Raw genomic sequence first — 17,966 nt, forward strand, 5'->3', positions numbered from 1 at the left:
CCTGCCGAATGAGACAGGCGCGTTTGCGCCGCCATTTGCAGGAGTCGCGGGTGTCCTAACTTATGTGAAACGGAGCGGCAAGGGTTGCGACGGCGCGATACAGCGTCACCCCGGCCGCCTGAAGGCAGCCCGCTCCTGCTCCACCGTGGCGCGGCAGGCGCAGCCTTCGATATGGTCGTTGACCAGGCCCATGGCCTGCATGAAGGCATAGACCGTGGTCGGGCCCACGAATGTCCAGCCGCGCTTCTTCAGGTCCTTCGAGATCCGCGTCGAGACCGCCGTTGTCGGATTGGCGCGCAGGTGCGCCAGGTCGACTACCTCCGGCCGGTCGCTCTGTCCCGGCTCGAACGACCAGAAATAGGCGGCGAGCGATCCCTTTTCGGCAACCAACTCGCGGGCGCGCCTGGCGTTGTTGATGGTGGAGACGATCTTGCCGCGATGGCGCACGATGCCGGCATTGCCGAGCAGCCTCTCCACATCCGCATCGGTGAATTCGGCAACGCGCTCGAAGTGGAAATCCGCAAACGCCTCGCGAAAAGCCTCGCGCTTGCGCAGGATAGTCAGCCACGACAGGCCGGACTGAAAACCCTCCAGGCAGATCTTCTCGAAAAGACGCCTGTCGTCCGCGACCGGCCGCCCCCACTCATGGTCGTGATAGTGCAGATAGTCTGGCAGGTTGCCATGCCAGGAGCAGCGAACGACGCCGTCTGGCCCCTCGATCAGGCCGGTTTTCTCGACTTCCACAGCGAATTCCAATTCTTAACGGCGACACCAACGGGCTTTACCCGGCTTTTACCAGATTCCTGAACCGGGCGGTAACCACACCGGAATGTTTAAGTGAAGATTCGCATCTTACGCATTCCGATTCATGACTTGGTTTCTTCTGCGCCTCCAGCATGCCGCGCGATGCGGGGATTTGGCCCCGCGACGGTCGAGTTGAGAGTACGTCCGATGAAAAAACTAGTTCTCGTGGGTGCGGCAGCGCTCGCCGCAAGCATGGTTTCGCAGGCTGCGGCGAATGATCGTTACATGGCGCGCCCGCCGGTGGTGATCAGTCCCGATCTTGCCGCGCCCTGGGTCATCCAGCTTGGCTATGCTCCCGGCAAGGTTCTGGGCCGGGAAATCGGCCGCCCGGCAGCGCCGGCCAGCGTTCAGGTTCAGCCCTACTCCTCCGAGCCGCGCTTCGACTATCGCTATGGCGAGCCGGCGCGCACGCTGCGCCAGCCCGCGCCTGACCTCCAGCGCACCGCAGCCATCGTGCCCGCGCCCGCGAAAAAAGCGAAGCGCGAGATCGACCCGATGTATCTGCCGCAGCAGGTTTCCTACGAAGGCTCGCACAAGCCGGGCACCATCGTCATCGATACGAAGCAGAACTTCCTCTATCTCGTCGAGGCGGGAGGCCAGGCGCGCCGCTATGGTGTCGGCACCGGCAAGCCGGGCTTCGAATGGGCAGGCACGCACAAGGTCACCCAGAAGCGGGAGTGGCCGGACTGGCGCCCGCCGTCGCAGATGATCGCCCGCGAGCGCGCCAAGGGACGCAGCTTGCCCTCCTACATGGAGGGCGGCCCGGACAATCCGCTCGGCGCCCGCGCCATGTATCTCGGCTCCACGCTCTATCGCATCCATGGCACCAACCAGCCCTGGACGATTGGCGGGGCGGTTTCCTCGGGCTGCATCCGCATGCGCAACGAAGACGTGATCGACCTCTATGAGCGCGTGAAGGTCGGCGCGACGGTGATCGTCAGCTAGTCCGGCTGGCGACCCCGCATCGGCAAGGAGCGGCGCGGGATGCCTCGCCGCCCTTTCCTTTCTTGAAACTATTATTCTTTACGGTAATTTGGGTGCGTCGCTTTTTCCAATGTCGTCCCAGCGCAAAAGCAAGGACGATATCGGAAATTGTGCTAAGGAGCGCGCGCGCTCGTCGGGTCTTCCGGCGAGCTGCCGCCCTCCGGCGTTTCTTGACCACCTGCCACGCCCTTGGCGAAGGAGAACGCAATGCCCGTCGATGACACCCGCTATCTGAAAGGTGCGCCGGTCGCCGCCCGCATCATGGCCGAAGTGCGCGCCGCAGCCGAAAAGGCAAAGGAGGAAGGCTTTCCCCCGAAGCTGGTGTCTATCACTGTGGGCGACGTTGCGGCAGTGGACGTCTACGTTCGCAACCAGCGCGCCAAGGCACAGCAGGCCGGCATCGACTTCGAGGAGCGGCGCCTGCCTGCCGAAACGACGGCGGGTGAGCTCGAGGCCGCGATCCATGGCATGAACGCCGACCCGCGCGTCACCGGCATCATCATCCAGCGTCCCGTTCCGGCGCACATCCCGATTAAGGCGATCCAAGCGGCCATCCACCCCCTCAAGGACGTGGAAGGCATGCACCCGTCCTCGATCGGCAATATCGTCTACAACCAGCTCGACCTCGCCCCCTGCACGGCCGCGGCTTCGGTGGAACTGCTCAAGGCGACCGGGCTGGACCTGAAGGGGCTGGAAGTCGTCGTCGTCGGCCATTCCGAGATCGTCGGCAAGCCGATCGCCTTCCTGCTGATGAGCGAAGGGGCGACGGTGACGGTCTGCCACCACATGACGCGCTCGGTCGCCGCCCATGCGCGCCGCGCCGACGCCCTGTTCGTGGCGGTCGGCAAGCCGCGCCTGATCAAGGCCGACATGGTCAAGCCCGGCGCGGCCGTGATCGACATCGGCATCAATTCCGAAACGCTGCCGGATGGCTCGACGCGCATAGTGGGCGACGTCGACACCGATAGCGTCAAGGAAGTCGCCTCCTGGATCACGCCGGTTCCCGGCGGCGTCGGACCCGTCACCGTTTCGATCCTGCTGCGCAACACCATGGTGGCGCTGAACCGCCAGCGCGCGCTCTATGAGGCCACCTACGGCGCTGCGGACAGGATCGCGGCGGAGTAGAACACGCACGTCGCACCGAATGTGAGGCTGGCACGACCCTTCGCGGACGTGCCGGCAGGCGTTCAAGCCGGGTCGGCATGCGTGCCCGGTGAGACTTCATGAGGAACCGACCAGCCGAAATAGACCTCGACCGCGACGATCCGGCCGTCCCGGCAGGTCATGACTTCGGTGTTTCTGACGCGCTTCCCGGACCGGAAGCGGCCCACATATGTGACGGCCACCTTGTCCTCTGCGGTCAGCATATGCTCGATATCGTAGCCTTCGATGATCTTGCTGTTGGGCCAGCAAATGCTGAAGTAGCTTGCACGGTCCAGCCGGTTATCCAACGGGCTCGTAAAATGGAAGTCTGCTGCGATCAGCCGCTCCGCCGCGTCTCGATCCGAAGCCGCATAGGCATCCAGCAGGGACCTGACCAAGTCCGTCGTGCGGGTTTCGCTCATCGCCGTCCTCCCAGAACCTAGATCAGGTAGATGGTAGGCGAAGCCTGCCAGCCTGCAAGGCTGAGCCTCCCGTTCATCCCATGTCGAAGAGCGCTTACTCCGCCGCCGCCAGCACTCTGCCCTCCGGGACGCCGGCCGGCTTCGGGCCGCCATAGGCCCAGTCGAGCAGCTTGACCGTGTGCACCACCGGCATCCTAGCCGTGGACGCGATCTGGGTGATACAACCGATATTTCCGGAGGCAACCACGGTCGCACCGGTCGCCTCGATGTTCTTCACCTTGCGGTCGCGCAGTTTTGCCGAAATCTCCGGCTGCATGATGTTGTAGGTGCCGGCCGAACCGCAGCACAGATGCCCCTCGCGCGGCTCCCTCACCACGAAGCCGGCGCGCGCCAGCAGTTCCTTCGGCTCGCGCGTGATCTTCTGGCCGTGCTGCATGGAACAGGCCGAATGGTAGGCGACTGCCAGCCTGGGCGCTATGACCGGCTCCGGCAGGTCCAGCGTTGCCAGATATTCGGTGACGTCCCGGGCCAGCGCCGAAACCCGCGCCGCCTTTTCGGCATAGGCGGGATCGAGGCGCAGCATGAAGCCGTAGTCCTTGATCGTCGTGCCGCAGCCAGAGGCGGTGACGATGATGGCATCGAGGCCGCCCTGATCAGCGAGCTTCGTCCAGGCATCGACATTCTGCCGAGCCGAGGCAAGCGCCTGCTCCTCGCGCCCCATGTGGTGAACCAGCGCGCCGCAGCACCCCTCGCCCTGCGGCACCACAACCTCGACGCCGAGGCGGGTCAGAAGCGAGATGGTGGCCTCGTTGATGCCGGGATCGAGCACCGGCTGCGCGCAGCCGGTTAGGATGGCGACCCGGCCGCGCCTTGCGCCTGCCGGCGCATGGCGGCCGGGCGACGCCATGGGCGAGACCGGCGGAACCGAGGATGGCGCGAGCTTGAGCATGGTCGCCAATGGGCGCAAGGCCGGCGTGGCCTCGAACAGGCCGGAAAACGGCCGGCCGAACTTCGCCAGCTTCAGCGCCGCGCGGAACCGCGACGGATAAGGCAGCACGAAGGCAAGCAACGCGCGGATCGCCCGGTCGGCAAGCGGACGCTTGTAGGTCTGCTCGATATGAGCCCGGGCGTGGTCGACCAGATGCATGTAGTTGACGCCTGACGGGCAGGTCGTCATGCAGGCCAGGCAGGACAGGCAGCGGTCGATATGGGTGACGGTTTCGCGGTCGGCCGGGCGGCCGTTCTCCAGCATGTCCTTGATCAGGTAGATTCTGCCCCGCGGCGAATCCAGCTCGTTGCCGAGCGTCACATAGGTCGGGCAGGTCGCCGTACAGAAGCCGCAATGCACGCATTTGCGCAGGATCTTCTCCGATTCCGCGACATGCGGATCGGCAAGCTGGGCGGGCGTGAAATTGGTCTGCATGGCGACGCTGTTCCTGTAAGTCCTAGATGAACCAGCTTTTCGGGTTCTTGATCGGCTCGCCACGTCCCGCTGCCTGCAGGCCGATGATGCAGCGTGCGATGAACCAGACCGCCACGGCAAACAGCAGGAACACGCCGATCACCATGAAGATGAGCACGCAGGAGATCAGCCCATAGAGCAGCCCGATCCAGAAGGTGCGTATTGCCCAGGTGTAATGTGTCGCCACCCACGGCTCTGCCTTGCCGCGGTTGATATAGGCCAGCACCAGGCCGATCAGGCCGGTGATGCCGACAACTAGGCCGGCGAGATAGAGAATGTAGACGACCTGCGCGTTGGTCGGGCCGGGCTCCAGCCAGCGATCGGTCTGACGCGGTGCGGTCGGTCCATTGTCGATATCGCTCATAAATCCCCTCCGGGTCCTTGTTTCAGAAAGCTTCAGCTTGTCACGCCAAGGTTAGCAGAGCGTTCGACTGACGCCATACGGCCGGGATTGAGAATGCACTTGGGGTCGAATTCCCTCTTCAGCCGCGCCGAAAGCGCTGCGAGCGCCGGCGGCTGCGGCTCGAACACGGGCAGCGCCGCGCGCAGCGCATGGCCCGCGCGCACCAGCGTGGCATGTCCGCCCCCGTGTTTGCGCACCAGATGCCGCACCAATGCCGCTTCCGGGTCGGCTTCAAGCCGCAACCAGACGAGGCCGCCCTGCCAATCGTAGAACGCATCGGCAGCCGCCTCCATGCGCAGGCCCAGCACCATGTGATGCGCCTCGGACGGGGCCATGGAAATGCGCCAGACCGGCCTTTCGGTGCCATCGGCGAAGGGCTCGCAGTCGCGAATGCCGCGCCAGATCGCGCTGGATGCGTCGCCCGCGATCTCATCTATGCGGCCAGCATTGCCGAGAAGCCGCTTCAGATGCTCCACCCGGTACGCGACCGACGGGCCAAACCCCTCGACGCGAAGCAGCGTAGCCGCCTCGCCCGTCAGAACGCCGCCGGCCACGGTGCGCGAGAGGTTTTCCGGCAGGTGCGCGGCACTCGACACTTCGGCGCTTGAGCCCAGCGCCAGGGCCATGGCCGTCGTCGCATCCTCGTCCAGCAGGCCGCGCAGGGCCAGCGTCACCTCGGTTTCTGCCGCCGGCAGAACCTTGAACGTCACGTCCGTCAGCACCGCCAGTGTGCCCCATGAGCCGGCCATGCCTTTCGACAGGTCGTAGCCGGTCACGTTCTTCACCACGCGGCCGCCGGATTTGAACGCCTCGGCGCGGCCGGAAACGGCACTGATGCCGAGGATGTGGTCGCGCGCGGCACCCGCCTTCAGCCGGCGCGGGCCGGACAGGTTGGCTGCCAGTACCCCGCCGATCGTGCCGCGCCCGGCCGCCTGACCCAGCAGCGGGCCGTAATCCATCGGCTCGAAGGCAAGTTGCTGCCCACGCTCGGCAAGCAGCGCTTCGATTTCGGCAAGCGGCGTACCTGCCTTGGCCGACAGCACCAGTTCCTCGGGCTCATAAAGCGTGACGCCGGAGAGGCCGGAGAGATCGAGCGTGTGCGCGGCCTGCACCGGCCTGCCGATGGAACGCTTCGAGCCATTGCCGACGATTTCGAGCGGCGCTTCATGCGACAAAGCCCATTCGACGGCGGAACGGACTTCGTCTGCGGTGGTGGGAGCGAAGCTGTTGGCCAGACCGGACATTTCAGAACCTCGGAATGTCGGGGAACGGCAGCTTGCCGCCATGAATATGCATGCGGCCAAGCTCCGCACAGCGCCGCAATTGCGGAAACACCTTGCCCGGATTGAGCAGATGGTTGGGGTCGAAAGCGCATTTGACCCGCATCTGCTGGTCGAGGTCGATCTGGTTGAACATCTCCGGCATCAGGTCGCGCTTTTCCACGCCCACGCCATGCTCGCCCGTCAGCACCCCGCCGACCCGCACGCACAGCCGCAATATGTCGGCGCCGAACTCTTCGGCCTTTTGCAACTCGCCCGGAACGTTGGCGTCGTAGAGGATCAGCGGGTGCAAATTGCCGTCGCCGGCGTGGAAGACGTTGGCAACGCCCAGCCCGTACTTTTCCGACAATTCGCGCATGCCGGCCAGCACCTTGGGCAGTTCCTTGCGCGGAATGGTGCCATCCATGCAGTAATAGTCCGGCGAAATGCGGCCCACAGCCGGAAACGCCGCTTTGCGGCCGGCCCAAAAGGTCAACCGCTCCTGTTCGGACTGTGAAATACGGCAGGTGGTCGAACCGTTCTGCAGCGCAATGGCTTCCACGCGGTCGATCAGATGGTCGACCTCCACGCCCGGCCCATCCAGTTCCACGATCAGCAACGCCTCGCATTCGAGTGGATAGCCGGCATGAACAAAATCCTCGGCAGCGTGGATCGCCGGCCGGTCCATCATTTCCATGCCGCCCGGAATGATGCCCGCCCCGATGATATCGGCCACGCACTGCCCGGCCTGCTCGCTGGTCGGAAACCCGATCAGCAGCGCGCGCGCTGTCTCCGGCTTCTTCAGGATGCGCACAGTGACCTCGGTGACCACGCCGAGCAGCCCTTCCGAGCCGGTCATGACGCCGAGCAGGTCGTAGCCCTCGGCGTCCAGATGCTTGCCGCCGAGACGAACCACCTCGCCGTCCATCAGCACCATTTCGATGCCCAGAACGTTGTTGGCGGTGAGCCCGTATTTCAGGCAGTGCACGCCGCCCGAGTTCTCGGCGACATTGCCGCCGATCGAGCAGGCGATCTGCGAGGAAGGGTCGGGCGCATAGTAAAAACCTTCCGCCTCGACCGCATTGGTAATGCCGAGATTGGTCACGCCGGGCTGCGCTACCACGGCGCGGTTGGGATAGTCGATCTCGAGAATGCGGTTGAACCGGCTCATCACCAGCAGCACCGCGTCTTCCAGCGGCAGCGCGCCACCGGAAAGCGAGGTACCGGCGCCACGCGGCACGACGCGGATATTGCGCTCATTGCAATATTTCAGCACGCGCGACACCTGCGCGACGGTCTCGGGCAACACCACCACCAGCGGAAGCTGGCGATAGGCGGTCAACCCGTCGCTTTCGAACACCCGCATTTCGTTGACCGTGTCCACCACGCCTTCGCCCGGCACGATGATGCGCATGTCGGCAACGATCTCGGCGCGCCGGCGGATCGTTTCAGCATCTGGCTCAGGCATCACCGGGCCCGACATCCCGTTCCTCCTCATCCCAACTGGTCAAAAGCTTTTACCAGTTTATTCGACAGCGTGTAAACCGGGCTCCATTTCAAAATCGTTTCGTCAGGATTCATGTGCCTTTCTCCGGGAAACTGGATAAAGAAATTGACCAGTTCGCCCCCAAATCGCTATTGTCACGGACACTAGGGGCGCAATGGAACAGGCCGCTTGAGCGAGTTATTCTCCAGAATCGAGCATTCGCGCACCGCCGACGAGGTGGTGCAGCAGATCGAGGGCTTGATACTCGAGGGCATTCTGCGCGTATCCGACCGGCTGCCGGGCGAACGCGAACTGGCGCGGCAGTTCAATGTGTCGCGCCCCATTCTGCGCGAAGCCCTGAAAGCGCTCGAAGCGCGCGGGCTGATCGTCACCCGGCACGGCGGCGGCACCTATGTCGCCGACGTCATTGGCCAGGTTTTCACCAGGCCGATGCTGGAGCTTATCGGCTCGCACCACAAGGCGGTTACCGACTATCTCGAATATCGCCGCGAGATCGAAGGGGTGGCCGCCGAATATGCGGCGCGCCGCGCCACCGCCGACGACCGCGCGCTGCTCGACCAGATCATGGCTCGCATGGAAGCCGCGCATGAGCGGGGCAATTTCGAGGAAGAAGGCGAGATCGATGTGGAGTTTCACCACGTCATCGGCGAGTGCGCGCACAACATCATCCTTTTGCACACGCTTCGCTCCTGCTATCGGCTGCTGTCGGAAGGCGTCTTCCAGAATCGCATGCTGGTGTTCACTCTGCCGGGCGCGCGCGAAGACCTTCTGGCCCAGCACCGCGCCATCCATGCCGCGGTGATGAGCGGCAGTCCTGCGGCGGCACGCAGGGCCGCCATGGACCACATCACCTATGTCGAGCGCTCCATGGCCGAGGCGGAACGCAGCGGCGACTGGCAAAGGGTATCGAGGCTCCGGCTGCGCCTGCGCTCCGACGCAAACGACGAATAGAGACGAGAAGCAACTTGCCCGGCCAAAACCAACCAGCAGCGCCCCGGGTCGGCCTGTTCGTGACCTGCCTGGTCGACCTTTTTCGGCCGTCCATCGGCTTTGCCGCGCTGAAGCTGCTGGAAGAAGCCGGCTGCACGGTGGAGGTGCCGGTGGCGCAGACCTGCTGCGGCCGGTCTGCCTACTCTTCCGGCGACCGGGAGGAAGCGCGCGCGATGGCCCAAACCGCCATCGAGGCTTTCGAGAGCTTCGACCACGTCGTCACCCCTTCCGGCGCCTGCGCGGGCATGCTTGCCATCCACTACCCGGCCCTGTTCGCGGACGACCCGGAATGGCAGGCGCGTGCCACGGCACTCGCTGCCAAGGTGCACGAACTCACCAGCTTCCTTGTCGACGTCCAGGGCATGAGTGCGGTCCAGGCGCGCCTCGACGCCACCGTGACCTACCACGATGCCTGCGCTGGCCTACACGACCTCGGAGTGAGGGTGCAGCCGCGCGCACTGCTCGAATCGGTCGAGGGCATCAGGCTGATCGAAATGCGGGACCCGACCTCCTGCTGCGGTTTCGGTGGCTGCGCCGGCGCGCACCCTGCCCTTTCTGCAAGCAGGGCGACCCGCAAGACGTCCGATATAGAAGCCGCCGGCGCGGACATGCTGCTGGCTGGCGATCTCGGCTGCCTGATGGACATGGCCGGAAGGCTGAGACGCCAAGGCTCGCAGGTCCAAGTGCGCCACATCGCCGAAGTACTGGCCGGCATGATCGATGCTCCGCCGATCGGCGCCCGGCACGCCAATAGACAGCAACAACACTCCTAAACTAGGCTGGCGCCGCAATCGTCGTCGCAGGCCCGAAATCGAGAGAAACAGAAGTATGGCCGAGATAGTCGAAATCAACGACCTGAAGAACCTTGCCCGCCGCCGCGTGCCGAAGATGTTCTTCGATTATGCAGATTCCGGCGCCTGGACCGAAAGCACCTATCGCGCCAACGAGGCGGACTTTTCCAAGATCAAGTTTCGCCAGCGCGTGCTGGTGGACATGACCAACCGCTCGCTCGAAAGCACCATGATCGGCGAGAAGGTGTCCATGCCCGTGGCGCTGTCGCCCACCGGCCTTACCGGCATGCAGCACGCCGACGGCGAGATTCTGGCAGCCCAGGCTGCGGAGGAGTTCGGCGTTCCGTTCACCCTCTCGACAATGAGCATCTGCTCGATCGAGGATATCGCCGCGCACACGAAGAAGCCGTTCTGGTTCCAGCTCTATGTCATGGAAGACCGGGAATTCGTAATTGAACTGATCGATCGGGCCAAGGCGGCGCGCTGCTCGGCGCTGGTGCTGACGCTCGACCTGCAGATCCTCGGCCAGCGCCACAAGGACATTCGCAACCAGCTCTCGGCTCCGCCGAAGTTCACCGCCAAGCACATCTACCAGATGGCGACCCGCCCGCGCTGGTGCCTCGGCATGCTGGGAACCAAGCGCCGCACCTTCGGCAACATCGTCGGCCATGCCAAGGGTGTGGACGACCTCGCCTCGCTTTCGTCCTGGACGACGGAGCAGTTCGACCCGCGCCTGTCATGGAGCGATGTCGAATGGATCAAGGAGCGCTGGGGCGGCAAGCTGATCCTGAAAGGCATCCTCGACAGGGAAGATGCGATCATGGCGGCCAAGACCGGAGCAGATGCCATCATCGTCTCCAACCATGGCGGCCGCCAGCTTGACGGCGCGCCGTCCTCCATCTCGGTCCTGCCGGAGATCGTGGATGCGGTGGGCGACAGAATAGAAGTCCACATCGACGGCGGCATCCGCTCGGGCCAGGACGTGCTGAAGGCGCTCTGCCTCGGCGCCAAGGGCACCTATATCGGCAGGCCGTTCCTCTACGGACTGGGCGCGCTCGGCAAGCCGGGGGTGACGAAGGCGCTGGAAATCATCCGCAAGGAGATGGACATTACCCTGGCGCTTTGCGGCAGGCGCACCTTGAGCAAAGTGGGTCCGGATATGCTCTATCGGCCGACGGCGACCGGAGCATAGGCGAGCAAAGGCGAGGCGATGGTCGGGCAAGGCGTTCATTTTCTGGAAGCGGCTGGCCCGGCCGGCATGCGCATCTACGCGATCGGCGACGTCCATGGCCGGCTCGACCTGCTCGAAGAGATGCATGCGCGCATTGAAGCTGAGCTTGCAGAAGACCCGCCCCGCGACTGGCGGGTCATCCATCTCGGCGACTATGTCGATCGCGGCCCGGATTCAAAAGGCGTGCTCGACAGGCTGATCGAGGCGACCAGCCGCGACCAGCGGATGATCGCGCTGGCAGGCAACCACGAAGCTGGCTTCCTCGATTTCCTGGCCTATCCCACTCCGGACGGGCTGTTCGCCAACAATGGCGGCGAGAATACCGCCCTCTCCTACGGGGTGTCGCTCGACTTTGATGAACCGAGCGAGCTTGCGCGCGGCCACGCCCTGCTGCAACGCGCGGTGCCGGAGAGCCATATCGCCTTCCTGCGGAACCTCGGCACGTCCGTCGCCTTTGGCGACTTCTTCTTCTGCCATGCTGGCGTCCGCCCCGGCGTGCCGCTTGAACGCCAGGACCCGCGCGACCTGCTATGGATACGCGGCGAATTTCTCAATCATCCGGGGCTTTACCCGAAGGTAATCGTGCACGGCCACACGCCGCATACCGAACCGGAAGTGCTCGCCAACCGGGTCAACGTCGACACATTCGCGTGCAGGTCTGGCGTGCTCACCGCGCTCGTCATTGACGGCGCGGACAAGCGGCTCCTGTCGGTCAGCGATAAGGATCAGTGGCTGTCGGCCACAACGCCATAGCCGTCGACCACGGCGTGGTCGCTCGCGGCGTCCGCGGCGTAGATGCCAAGACCACAGATCACGATTGCTGAGAGCATGGAGAACGACAGAAGCGCGGCTTTCAAGGCGGTCATCTCGGTTTCGGCTTCCCGTTAATCTGCGGAAAAATTGTTACGAATGCGTTGCATTCCGCAGGAGTTACCTGCGAATGGTCACGTTGCATTCGATGAAATTTGCGCCCTTCTATGCGCTTTGCGCCCCATGCGCCAGTTGCCCAATCGCCGCTTCGCATGGAAGTTTCGCGGCGTGCCATTTATGCCACTTTGACACATAGCGCCGGCGGGCCGGAGGTCCAGCCTTGTCGCCGGGCAAGCGAATATTGTGAACGGGCGGGGATTCGCACCAGAAGCGAGACGCGCTTCAGATCGTGGCGACCCAGCCGCGCGCCAGCGCCAGCCCCACCTCGTCGGCCTGGATGCCGTGCCTTGCCGCCTCATCCTCGAAGCCCTCGAGCCAGCCGGGCTGGCGTTGGCGCAGCAACTCGGAAAAGCTGGCATTCCAATCGCGCACCAGGGCCTGATCGGCCTCGAAATGGAACTGGAAACCATAGGCCGCGCGGCCGATGCGGAAGGCCTGGTTACGCGTCACCCCGTTGGTGGCCAGATGCACCGCGCCTACCGGCAGCGTGAAGGTGTCGTCATGCCATTGGAAGGTCGAGAAGGTCTTCGGCAGCGCTGCAAACACCGGGTCCGCTGCCGCTTCCTCCGTGACCGCCACCTGCCGCCATCCGAACTCGGTCGCGGTGCCGATCAGGTTTTCTCCGCCGAAGGCGCGCGCCATGAGCTGGCTGCCCAGGCAAATGCCGAGCATCGAGCGATCCCTCGCCTCGAAATCGCGCATGAGATCGAGAAGTGCGGGAATATAAGGATACTCGTCGTCGGCCAGCGCATTCTGCCCACCGCCCAGCACGACGATGGCGTCATGTCCGTCGGCATCCCCCGGCAGGGCTTCGCCCAGATGCGCGTTGCGGATGTCGACCTCGGCGCCGGCCTCGGCCAGGGCGGCGCCGACCTGCCCAAGCCCGGTGTTGTCATAGTTCTGGACGACCAGCACCCGCATGAAAAAGCCCTTTGCAGCATGACAGAACCGCTGCGAGGGTTATCATGTGGGGCATCGGCCTCAAAGAAAGATCGGATATGCCACTGCAGAACCGCGTCGACCCCTTCGGCGACATCCATGCCGTGGCAGCGCGAGGCCTGTTCACCGGCAACCGCGGCGTCATCCACGATCCAGACACCAAGACCCTGCTCAAGCGGCGCTGGACGACCAAGGCATGGCTGATCTGCGACTGCGCATTTGGCGGGCGGCGACGCGACGTCATGGGCCGCAACGGACCGAACGGCCACGCCGGCTGGACCGAACTGTTCTTCCTCGACGAGGTAACCGCGCTGGCCGCCGGCCACCGCCCCTGCTTCTTCTGCCGTCGGGAGCGGGCGAAAGATTTTGGCAGGGGTTTCGGCGAGGCGTTCGGCATCGACGAGCCGAAGGTTCGCGATATCGATGCACGGTTGCACGCAGAGCGGCTGGCATCTGCCGGAAAGCGCATCGGCCTCCACCGCTCCCAACTGCCCACGCTGCCAGACGGCGCCATGGTGGCGCAAGGCAGCAACGCATTTGCGATCAAGGGCGGCAGGATGTTGCGATGGACGTTCGGGGGGTACGAGCCGGGCAGCGACGTGGCGACCTGGCCAGCGGGCGATCTTGCACTTCTCACCCCGCCGACCACGATTGCCGCGCTGCGTGCCGGTTATATTTCGGCATGGCATCCGAGCGCCGGACGGTAAGCGTGGCTGCCCCTGTACCCCCACCCCTAACCCCTCCCCACAAGGGGGAGGGGGACGTTTTCGGCGCCACCGTCGCCAATACAATGAAGGCTAGCCGCAGCAGGTAGTACGGCAGAGTTCCCCTTCCCCCTTGTGGGGAGGGGTTAGGGGTGGGGGTATTTGAAATGCCCAGCTTTCTTCAATTTCCACCAGAGACTTGACCTCCCCCGCCCTCTCCCGCATTCATCCGCCCATGCGCGCCAATTACAAAATGCAGCGGCTATATGTGCCGCAGGATCTCGGCCCGGATGCCGCCTTCGAGGCGAGCCCGGAGCAGAGCCATTATCTCAGCCACGTGCTGCGCCTCAACGAAGGCGCGGAAATCCTGATCTTCAACGGCCGCGACGGCGAATGGCTGGCGCGAATCGAGGCCAGGACGAAGAAGTCCGTGCGGCTGCGCGCGGTCGAGCAAACGCGGCCGCAGCCGGCTCACCCCGACCTCGTCTACTGCTTCGCGCCCTTGAAGCAGGGCCGGCTCGACTATCTGGTGCAGAAGGCCGTCGAGATGGGAGCCGGCGTGCTGCAGCCGGTGGTCACCCAGCATACGCAGATCGCCAAGCCCGGCATCGAGCGCCTGCGCGCAAATGTCGTGGAAGCGGCGGAACAATGCGGTATCCTTGCCTTGCCCGAGGTGCGCGAGGCCCAGAAGTTCTCGGCCCTTCTGGCCGGCTGGGACAAGGAACGGCGGTTGATCTTCTGCGACGAGAGCGCGCAGACCAACAACCCGCTCGCCATGCTACAGGCCATTCCCGAGCGCAAGCTTGGCCTGATCATCGGCCCCGAAGGTGGCTTCTCGGAAGACGAGCGCAGGCAGCTCTACGCCCTGCCCTTCGTCACCGCGATCCCGCTCGGCCCCCGCATCCTGCGTGCCGACACGGCGGCCGTGGCCGCACTTGCGCTGGTGCAGGCCACCATCGGCGATTGGTAGGACGGCGACCGTCCGGCAGGTGCAATTTGTATGATGATGGTGTCAGGATTTTTTGCTTGATCGCGACATCCAATTGCGTCCATCAAGCGCCCACGTTTTTTGGGCCGGCGAGAGGGTAGACTATGGCGCGCGACACCACCGATTTTCGGCCGATCGAAGGCATGGACGAACTCGTCGCCTATCTGGCCGAGGGCAACAAGCCGCGCGAGAAGTGGCGCATCGGCACCGAGCACGAGAAGTTCCCGTTCTATGTCGACGGCAACGCGCCTGTTCCTTACGGCGGCGACCGCGGCATCCGCGCGCTGCTCGAAGGCATGCAACGCACGCTGGGCTGGGAGCCTATCCTCGACGAGGGCCGCATCATCGGGCTGGTGGAGCCGACCGGCCAGGGCGCGATCTCGCTGGAGCCGGGCGGCCAGTTCGAGCTTTCCGGCGCGCCGGTCGAAACCATCCACCAGACCTGCCGCGAGGGCAATGCGCATCTGGCGCAGCTGCGCGAGATCGCCGAACCGCTCGGCATCCGCTTCCTCGGCCTCGGCGGCAGCCCGAAATGGACGCTTGCCGAAACGCCGCGCATGCCCAAGTCGCGCTACGAGATCATGACCGCCTACATGCCGAAGGTCGGCACCAAGGGCCTGGACATGATGTACCGCACCTGCACCATCCAGGTTAATCTCGACTTCTCGTCCGAGACCGACATGCGGCGCAAGATGCAGGTTTCTTTGAAGCTGCAGCCGCTTTCCACGGCCCTGTTCGCCAACTCGCCCTTCACCGACGGCAAGCCGAATGGCCTGCAAAGCTGGCGCGGCGACATCTGGACCGATACCGACAACCAGCGCTCCGGCCTGCTGCCCTTCTGCTTCTCGCCCGAGTTCGGCTTTGCCGATTATGTCGAATGGGCGCTCGACGTGCCGATGTATTTCGTCATCCGCGACGATCGCTACCACGACATGACGCATATGACCTTCCGCCAGTTCATGGGCGGCGCGGCGCGCAACGAGGTGACCGATGGAATGCCGACCATCGGCGACTGGGCCAACCATCTTTCGACGCTTTTCCCCGACGTGCGACTGAAGCGGTTCCTGGAAATGCGCGGCGCCGACGGCGGCCCGTGGCGGCGCATCTGCGCCCTGCCCGCCTTCTGGGTCGGCCTGCTTTACGACGAGGAAGCGCTCGACGCGGCCGAAGCGCTGACCGCAAACTGGACCTATGAGGAAGTGCTGGCGATGCGCAATGCGGTGCCGGCGCAGGGCATTGCCACCCCCTTCCGCGACACCACGCTGCGCGATGTGGCGCGCGAGGTGCTGGCCATTTCCCGCAAGGGCCTGAAGAACCGCAACCGCCTGAACCGCGACGGCTTCGACGAAACCAATTTCCTGTCCACGCTCGACGAGGTCGTGGCGCGCGGCACCACCAGCGCGCAGGAAATGGTCAATGCCTATCACACCCGCTGGGGCGATTCGATCGAGCCGGTGTTTCTGGAATACGCCTACTGAGACCACCGCCGGCCTGGCCGGCTCCAAACAACCCCATATGCGGACCGGGCGGTTTGGTCTACGCTCTCCTCGAAAACGGCTTTCGAGGAGGAACGGCAATGCTTCCCTTGTTCGACATGCTGGCCAATGCCCAGAACGGCAAAGGCATGGAGGCCTTGGCGCGGCAGTTCAATCTGTCGATGCAGCAGACGCAAGCCGCGGTCGAGGCGCTGCTGCCGGCCTTCTCGCAGGGGCTGAAGCAGAACACCTCGGACCCCTATGGCGTGGGCGCCTTCCTCAACGCCATGGCAAGCGGCCAGCACGCCAAATATTTCGACGACCCGTCCAATGCCTTTGCGCCGGCCGGAATGGCCGAGGGCAACGGCATATTGGGGCACCTGTTCGGCTCCAAGGAGCTTTCCCGGGCCGTCGCCGACCATGCAGCGGCTGTCTCCGGCGTCAGCCAGGAAGTGCTGAAGCAGATGCTGCCCGTGCTCGCCTCGATGATCATGGGCGGAATGTTCAGGCAGACCACCGCTCAAGCCCAGCCCGGCGGCACGGCCGGCGCCAATCCGCTTGGGCAGATCATGGAACAGATGATGCGGCAGGGCGGCTTCATGCCGGGAGCCGCGGCGCAACAGCCGCAATCGACCGGGCCTGCCGACAATCCATTCGCGCAAATGCTCCAGGCGATGTTTGGCGGGGCACAGCGACAGGCCGGGCAAGCACCGTTCGCACCGGGCGACAATCCTTGGGGCAAATTCCTCGAACAGATGTTCGCCGGCGCGCAGTCGACCCAACCGCAGCCCGCGCCGGAACCCGAACCGCCAGCCAATCCCAGCGGCCGCCCGCGCAATTCCTATGACGAGTTGTTCGGCCAGATGTTCGAAACCGGCGCCCGGCAGCGCGACGGATACCAGAAGAGCATCGAAACGATCTTCGAGCAGTTCAGCAAGGGAATGGACCGGTATCGGCCTCGGTAATGGGCAAGCGCCTTGAGCACATGCGTCATAATCCGCAGGGTAATTGGTCGATCCAGGATGTCGCAGCCGTTTGCCGTGGGGGGGGGAGTGGAATGCCAACCTCCGCGAGCCGGCGGCTCGCACTATAAAGTGTACCACCCAGCGGTTTCGCGTATTTTGACCATCCCTTTCAGGCGCCCGATCAAAGCCGTATATATTCGGATGTTGGTCGCGTTCATCGATGAGGTACAGGGACATGGCGGCTAGCCTCGAATATCCGATCATCGTTGCGCCCTTGTCTGTCGAAGACGGTGGAGGTTTTTCGGCCGTAGTGCCTGATTTGCCCGGCTGCATGAGCGATGGCGACACGCCCGAGCAGGCGGTTGCAAATGTGCAGGATGCCATAGCGGCGTGGATCGAGGCAGCGCGTGATCTAGGCAGACCCATCCCGGAACCTTCCCGCGATCTAAGGTTGGCCTGAACAAAAAAAGCCCGGCCGCGAGGGCCGGGCAATGTGCAGGCGGCCGGGGGGACACCGGCGGGAGTGGAGGGCCTGCGAAAACTCAGCCGCGGCGGCGGCGCGGCTGTCTGAGCGATGCCTCGGCGCGAGTCACCGCGATGGTGCGAAGGCGCCTCGTGGGGTCGGCGCCGAGGGAGAGGTCGGCCACGATGCGGAGATCGGCGCGGATCAGCCCTATGTCGGCAAGCTCGGCATCCGTCATCTCGCCAAGGCGATAGAATTCGCGTCTGTTCTTCCACACCCGATACGCTTTGGAGATGGTATTCATCGCACGCATGGTGAATGCCGGCAGCGCGGCGACGAGCATCGTCTTGCGGGCGTTTTCGAACGTAGCCATGGCACTTCTCCGCGGAAAGTTCCGAGCATGGAAAGCGCCTGACGCGGCGACACGTTTTCGCGCATCGCCGCGTCTCGCCGGCGTTTTCTTTGCTTGACTTGAAACATTGCTACTGTGCCGTGGCTGTATTGAT

Annotated in this window: 20 protein-coding genes; 11 read left to right on the plus strand and 9 right to left on the minus strand. The window is 64.3% G+C overall.

Annotated elements, in window-relative coordinates; all coding sequences use genetic code 11:
- Positions 1-105 precede the first annotated feature (105 nt).
- Positions 106-744 carry a DNA-3-methyladenine glycosylase I gene (locus AC3A4H_RS03100; RefSeq protein ID WP_487765369.1) on the minus strand — a complete coding sequence of 213 codons (639 nt, stop codon included), beginning with the start codon at positions 742-744 and terminating at the stop codon, positions 106-108.
- 207 nt (positions 745-951) lie between these two features.
- Between AC3A4H_RS03100 and AC3A4H_RS03105 the strand changes: the two genes are divergently transcribed.
- Both AC3A4H_RS03105 and AC3A4H_RS03110 read left to right on the plus strand, forming a co-directional pair.
- Positions 952-1,749 (plus strand): L,D-transpeptidase, encoded by a 798-nt coding sequence (locus AC3A4H_RS03105; RefSeq protein ID WP_487765370.1) that lies wholly within the window; start codon positions 952-954, stop codon positions 1,747-1,749.
- 246 nt (positions 1,750-1,995) lie between these two features.
- Complete coding sequence (locus AC3A4H_RS03110; protein WP_487765371.1) at positions 1,996-2,913, plus strand: bifunctional 5,10-methylenetetrahydrofolate dehydrogenase/5,10-methenyltetrahydrofolate cyclohydrolase; 918 nt, start codon at positions 1,996-1,998, stop codon at positions 2,911-2,913.
- A 62-nt stretch (positions 2,914-2,975) separates the two neighbouring features.
- Here AC3A4H_RS03110 and AC3A4H_RS03115 read toward each other — a convergent pair whose 3' ends face one another.
- The 5 genes from AC3A4H_RS03115 to AC3A4H_RS03135 all read right to left on the minus strand — a co-directional run bounded on the left by AC3A4H_RS03115 (position 2,976) and on the right by AC3A4H_RS03135 (position 7,960).
- A complete protein-coding gene (locus AC3A4H_RS03115) occupies positions 2,976-3,353 on the minus strand; it encodes a nuclear transport factor 2 family protein (RefSeq protein ID WP_487765372.1) in 378 nt (125 codons plus the stop codon).
- A 94-nt stretch (positions 3,354-3,447) separates the two neighbouring features.
- Positions 3,448-4,776, minus strand: a complete 1,329-nt coding sequence (glcF, locus tag AC3A4H_RS03120; protein WP_487765373.1) for a glycolate oxidase subunit GlcF — start codon at positions 4,774-4,776, stop codon at positions 3,448-3,450.
- A gap of 22 nt (positions 4,777-4,798) precedes the next feature.
- The gene (locus AC3A4H_RS03125; RefSeq protein WP_487765374.1) at positions 4,799-5,179 is read right to left on the minus strand and encodes a DUF4870 family protein; all 381 of its coding nucleotides are present in this window, start codon (positions 5,177-5,179) and stop codon (positions 4,799-4,801) included.
- Between the two features lie 32 nt (positions 5,180-5,211).
- The gene (glcE, locus tag AC3A4H_RS03130; RefSeq protein WP_487765375.1) at positions 5,212-6,462 is read right to left on the minus strand and encodes a glycolate oxidase subunit GlcE; all 1,251 of its coding nucleotides are present in this window, start codon (positions 6,460-6,462) and stop codon (positions 5,212-5,214) included.
- Between the two features lies 1 nt (position 6,463).
- On the minus strand, positions 6,464-7,960 hold the full coding sequence (locus tag AC3A4H_RS03135) for an FAD-linked oxidase C-terminal domain-containing protein (protein WP_348778052.1): 1,497 nt from the start codon (positions 7,958-7,960) through the stop codon (positions 6,464-6,466).
- A 192-nt stretch (positions 7,961-8,152) separates the two neighbouring features.
- Here AC3A4H_RS03135 and AC3A4H_RS03140 point away from each other — a divergent pair, with 192 nt between their 5' ends.
- From AC3A4H_RS03140 to AC3A4H_RS03155, 4 genes are read left to right on the plus strand one after another with little or no spacing between them, the layout of a single operon-like run.
- Positions 8,153-8,935: a FadR/GntR family transcriptional regulator gene (locus AC3A4H_RS03140; RefSeq protein ID WP_487765376.1), complete on the plus strand. Its 783-nt coding sequence runs from the start codon at positions 8,153-8,155 to the stop codon at positions 8,933-8,935.
- A gap of 14 nt (positions 8,936-8,949) precedes the next feature.
- The gene (locus AC3A4H_RS03145; protein ID WP_487765377.1) at positions 8,950-9,747 is read left to right on the plus strand and encodes a (Fe-S)-binding protein; all 798 of its coding nucleotides are present in this window, start codon (positions 8,950-8,952) and stop codon (positions 9,745-9,747) included.
- A 55-nt stretch (positions 9,748-9,802) separates the two neighbouring features.
- On the plus strand, positions 9,803-10,957 hold the full coding sequence (locus AC3A4H_RS03150; protein WP_487765378.1) for an alpha-hydroxy acid oxidase: 1,155 nt from the start codon (positions 9,803-9,805) through the stop codon (positions 10,955-10,957).
- Positions 10,958-10,975: 18 nt separating this feature from the next.
- Positions 10,976-11,749, plus strand: a complete 774-nt coding sequence (locus tag AC3A4H_RS03155) for a metallophosphoesterase (protein WP_487765379.1) — start codon at positions 10,976-10,978, stop codon at positions 11,747-11,749.
- Here the strand turns inward: AC3A4H_RS03155 and AC3A4H_RS03160 are convergent.
- Together AC3A4H_RS03160 and AC3A4H_RS03165 are read right to left on the minus strand one after the other, a co-directional pair.
- Positions 11,722-11,862: a hypothetical protein gene (locus AC3A4H_RS03160; RefSeq protein ID WP_348778047.1), complete on the minus strand. Its 141-nt coding sequence runs from the start codon at positions 11,860-11,862 to the stop codon at positions 11,722-11,724. The two genes, AC3A4H_RS03155 and AC3A4H_RS03160, sit on opposite strands and share 28 nt — an antisense overlap.
- A gap of 286 nt (positions 11,863-12,148) precedes the next feature.
- Complete coding sequence (locus AC3A4H_RS03165) at positions 12,149-12,847, minus strand: type 1 glutamine amidotransferase (RefSeq protein ID WP_487765380.1); 699 nt, start codon at positions 12,845-12,847, stop codon at positions 12,149-12,151.
- A gap of 77 nt (positions 12,848-12,924) precedes the next feature.
- Here AC3A4H_RS03165 and AC3A4H_RS03170 point away from each other — a divergent pair, with 77 nt between their 5' ends.
- The 5 genes from AC3A4H_RS03170 (at position 12,925) to AC3A4H_RS03190 (ending at position 17,457) form a co-directional block, all read left to right on the plus strand.
- Positions 12,925-13,572 carry a hypothetical protein gene (locus tag AC3A4H_RS03170; protein WP_487765381.1) on the plus strand — a complete coding sequence of 216 codons (648 nt, stop codon included), beginning with the start codon at positions 12,925-12,927 and terminating at the stop codon, positions 13,570-13,572.
- A gap of 232 nt (positions 13,573-13,804) precedes the next feature.
- Positions 13,805-14,539 (plus strand): 16S rRNA (uracil(1498)-N(3))-methyltransferase, encoded by a 735-nt coding sequence (locus tag AC3A4H_RS03175; protein ID WP_487765382.1) that lies wholly within the window; start codon positions 13,805-13,807, stop codon positions 14,537-14,539.
- Positions 14,540-14,661: 122 nt separating this feature from the next.
- A complete protein-coding gene (locus AC3A4H_RS03180) occupies positions 14,662-16,035 on the plus strand; it encodes a glutamate--cysteine ligase (RefSeq protein ID WP_487765383.1) in 1,374 nt (457 codons plus the stop codon).
- Positions 16,036-16,133: 98 nt separating this feature from the next.
- Positions 16,134-16,997: a DUF937 domain-containing protein gene (locus AC3A4H_RS03185; RefSeq protein ID WP_487765384.1), complete on the plus strand. Its 864-nt coding sequence runs from the start codon at positions 16,134-16,136 to the stop codon at positions 16,995-16,997.
- 235 nt (positions 16,998-17,232) lie between these two features.
- Positions 17,233-17,457, plus strand: coding sequence for a type II toxin-antitoxin system HicB family antitoxin (locus AC3A4H_RS03190; protein WP_487765385.1), 225 nt, complete (start codon positions 17,233-17,235; stop codon positions 17,455-17,457).
- 82 nt (positions 17,458-17,539) lie between these two features.
- On the opposite strand, the gene AC3A4H_RS03195 is transcribed toward AC3A4H_RS03190, so the two are convergent.
- Positions 17,540-17,833 carry a YjiS-like domain-containing protein gene (locus tag AC3A4H_RS03195; protein WP_487765386.1) on the minus strand — a complete coding sequence of 98 codons (294 nt, stop codon included), beginning with the start codon at positions 17,831-17,833 and terminating at the stop codon, positions 17,540-17,542.
- Positions 17,834-17,966 lie beyond the last annotated feature (133 nt).

Source organism: Pseudaminobacter sp. Soil_N_29 (genome assembly GCF_057656055.1).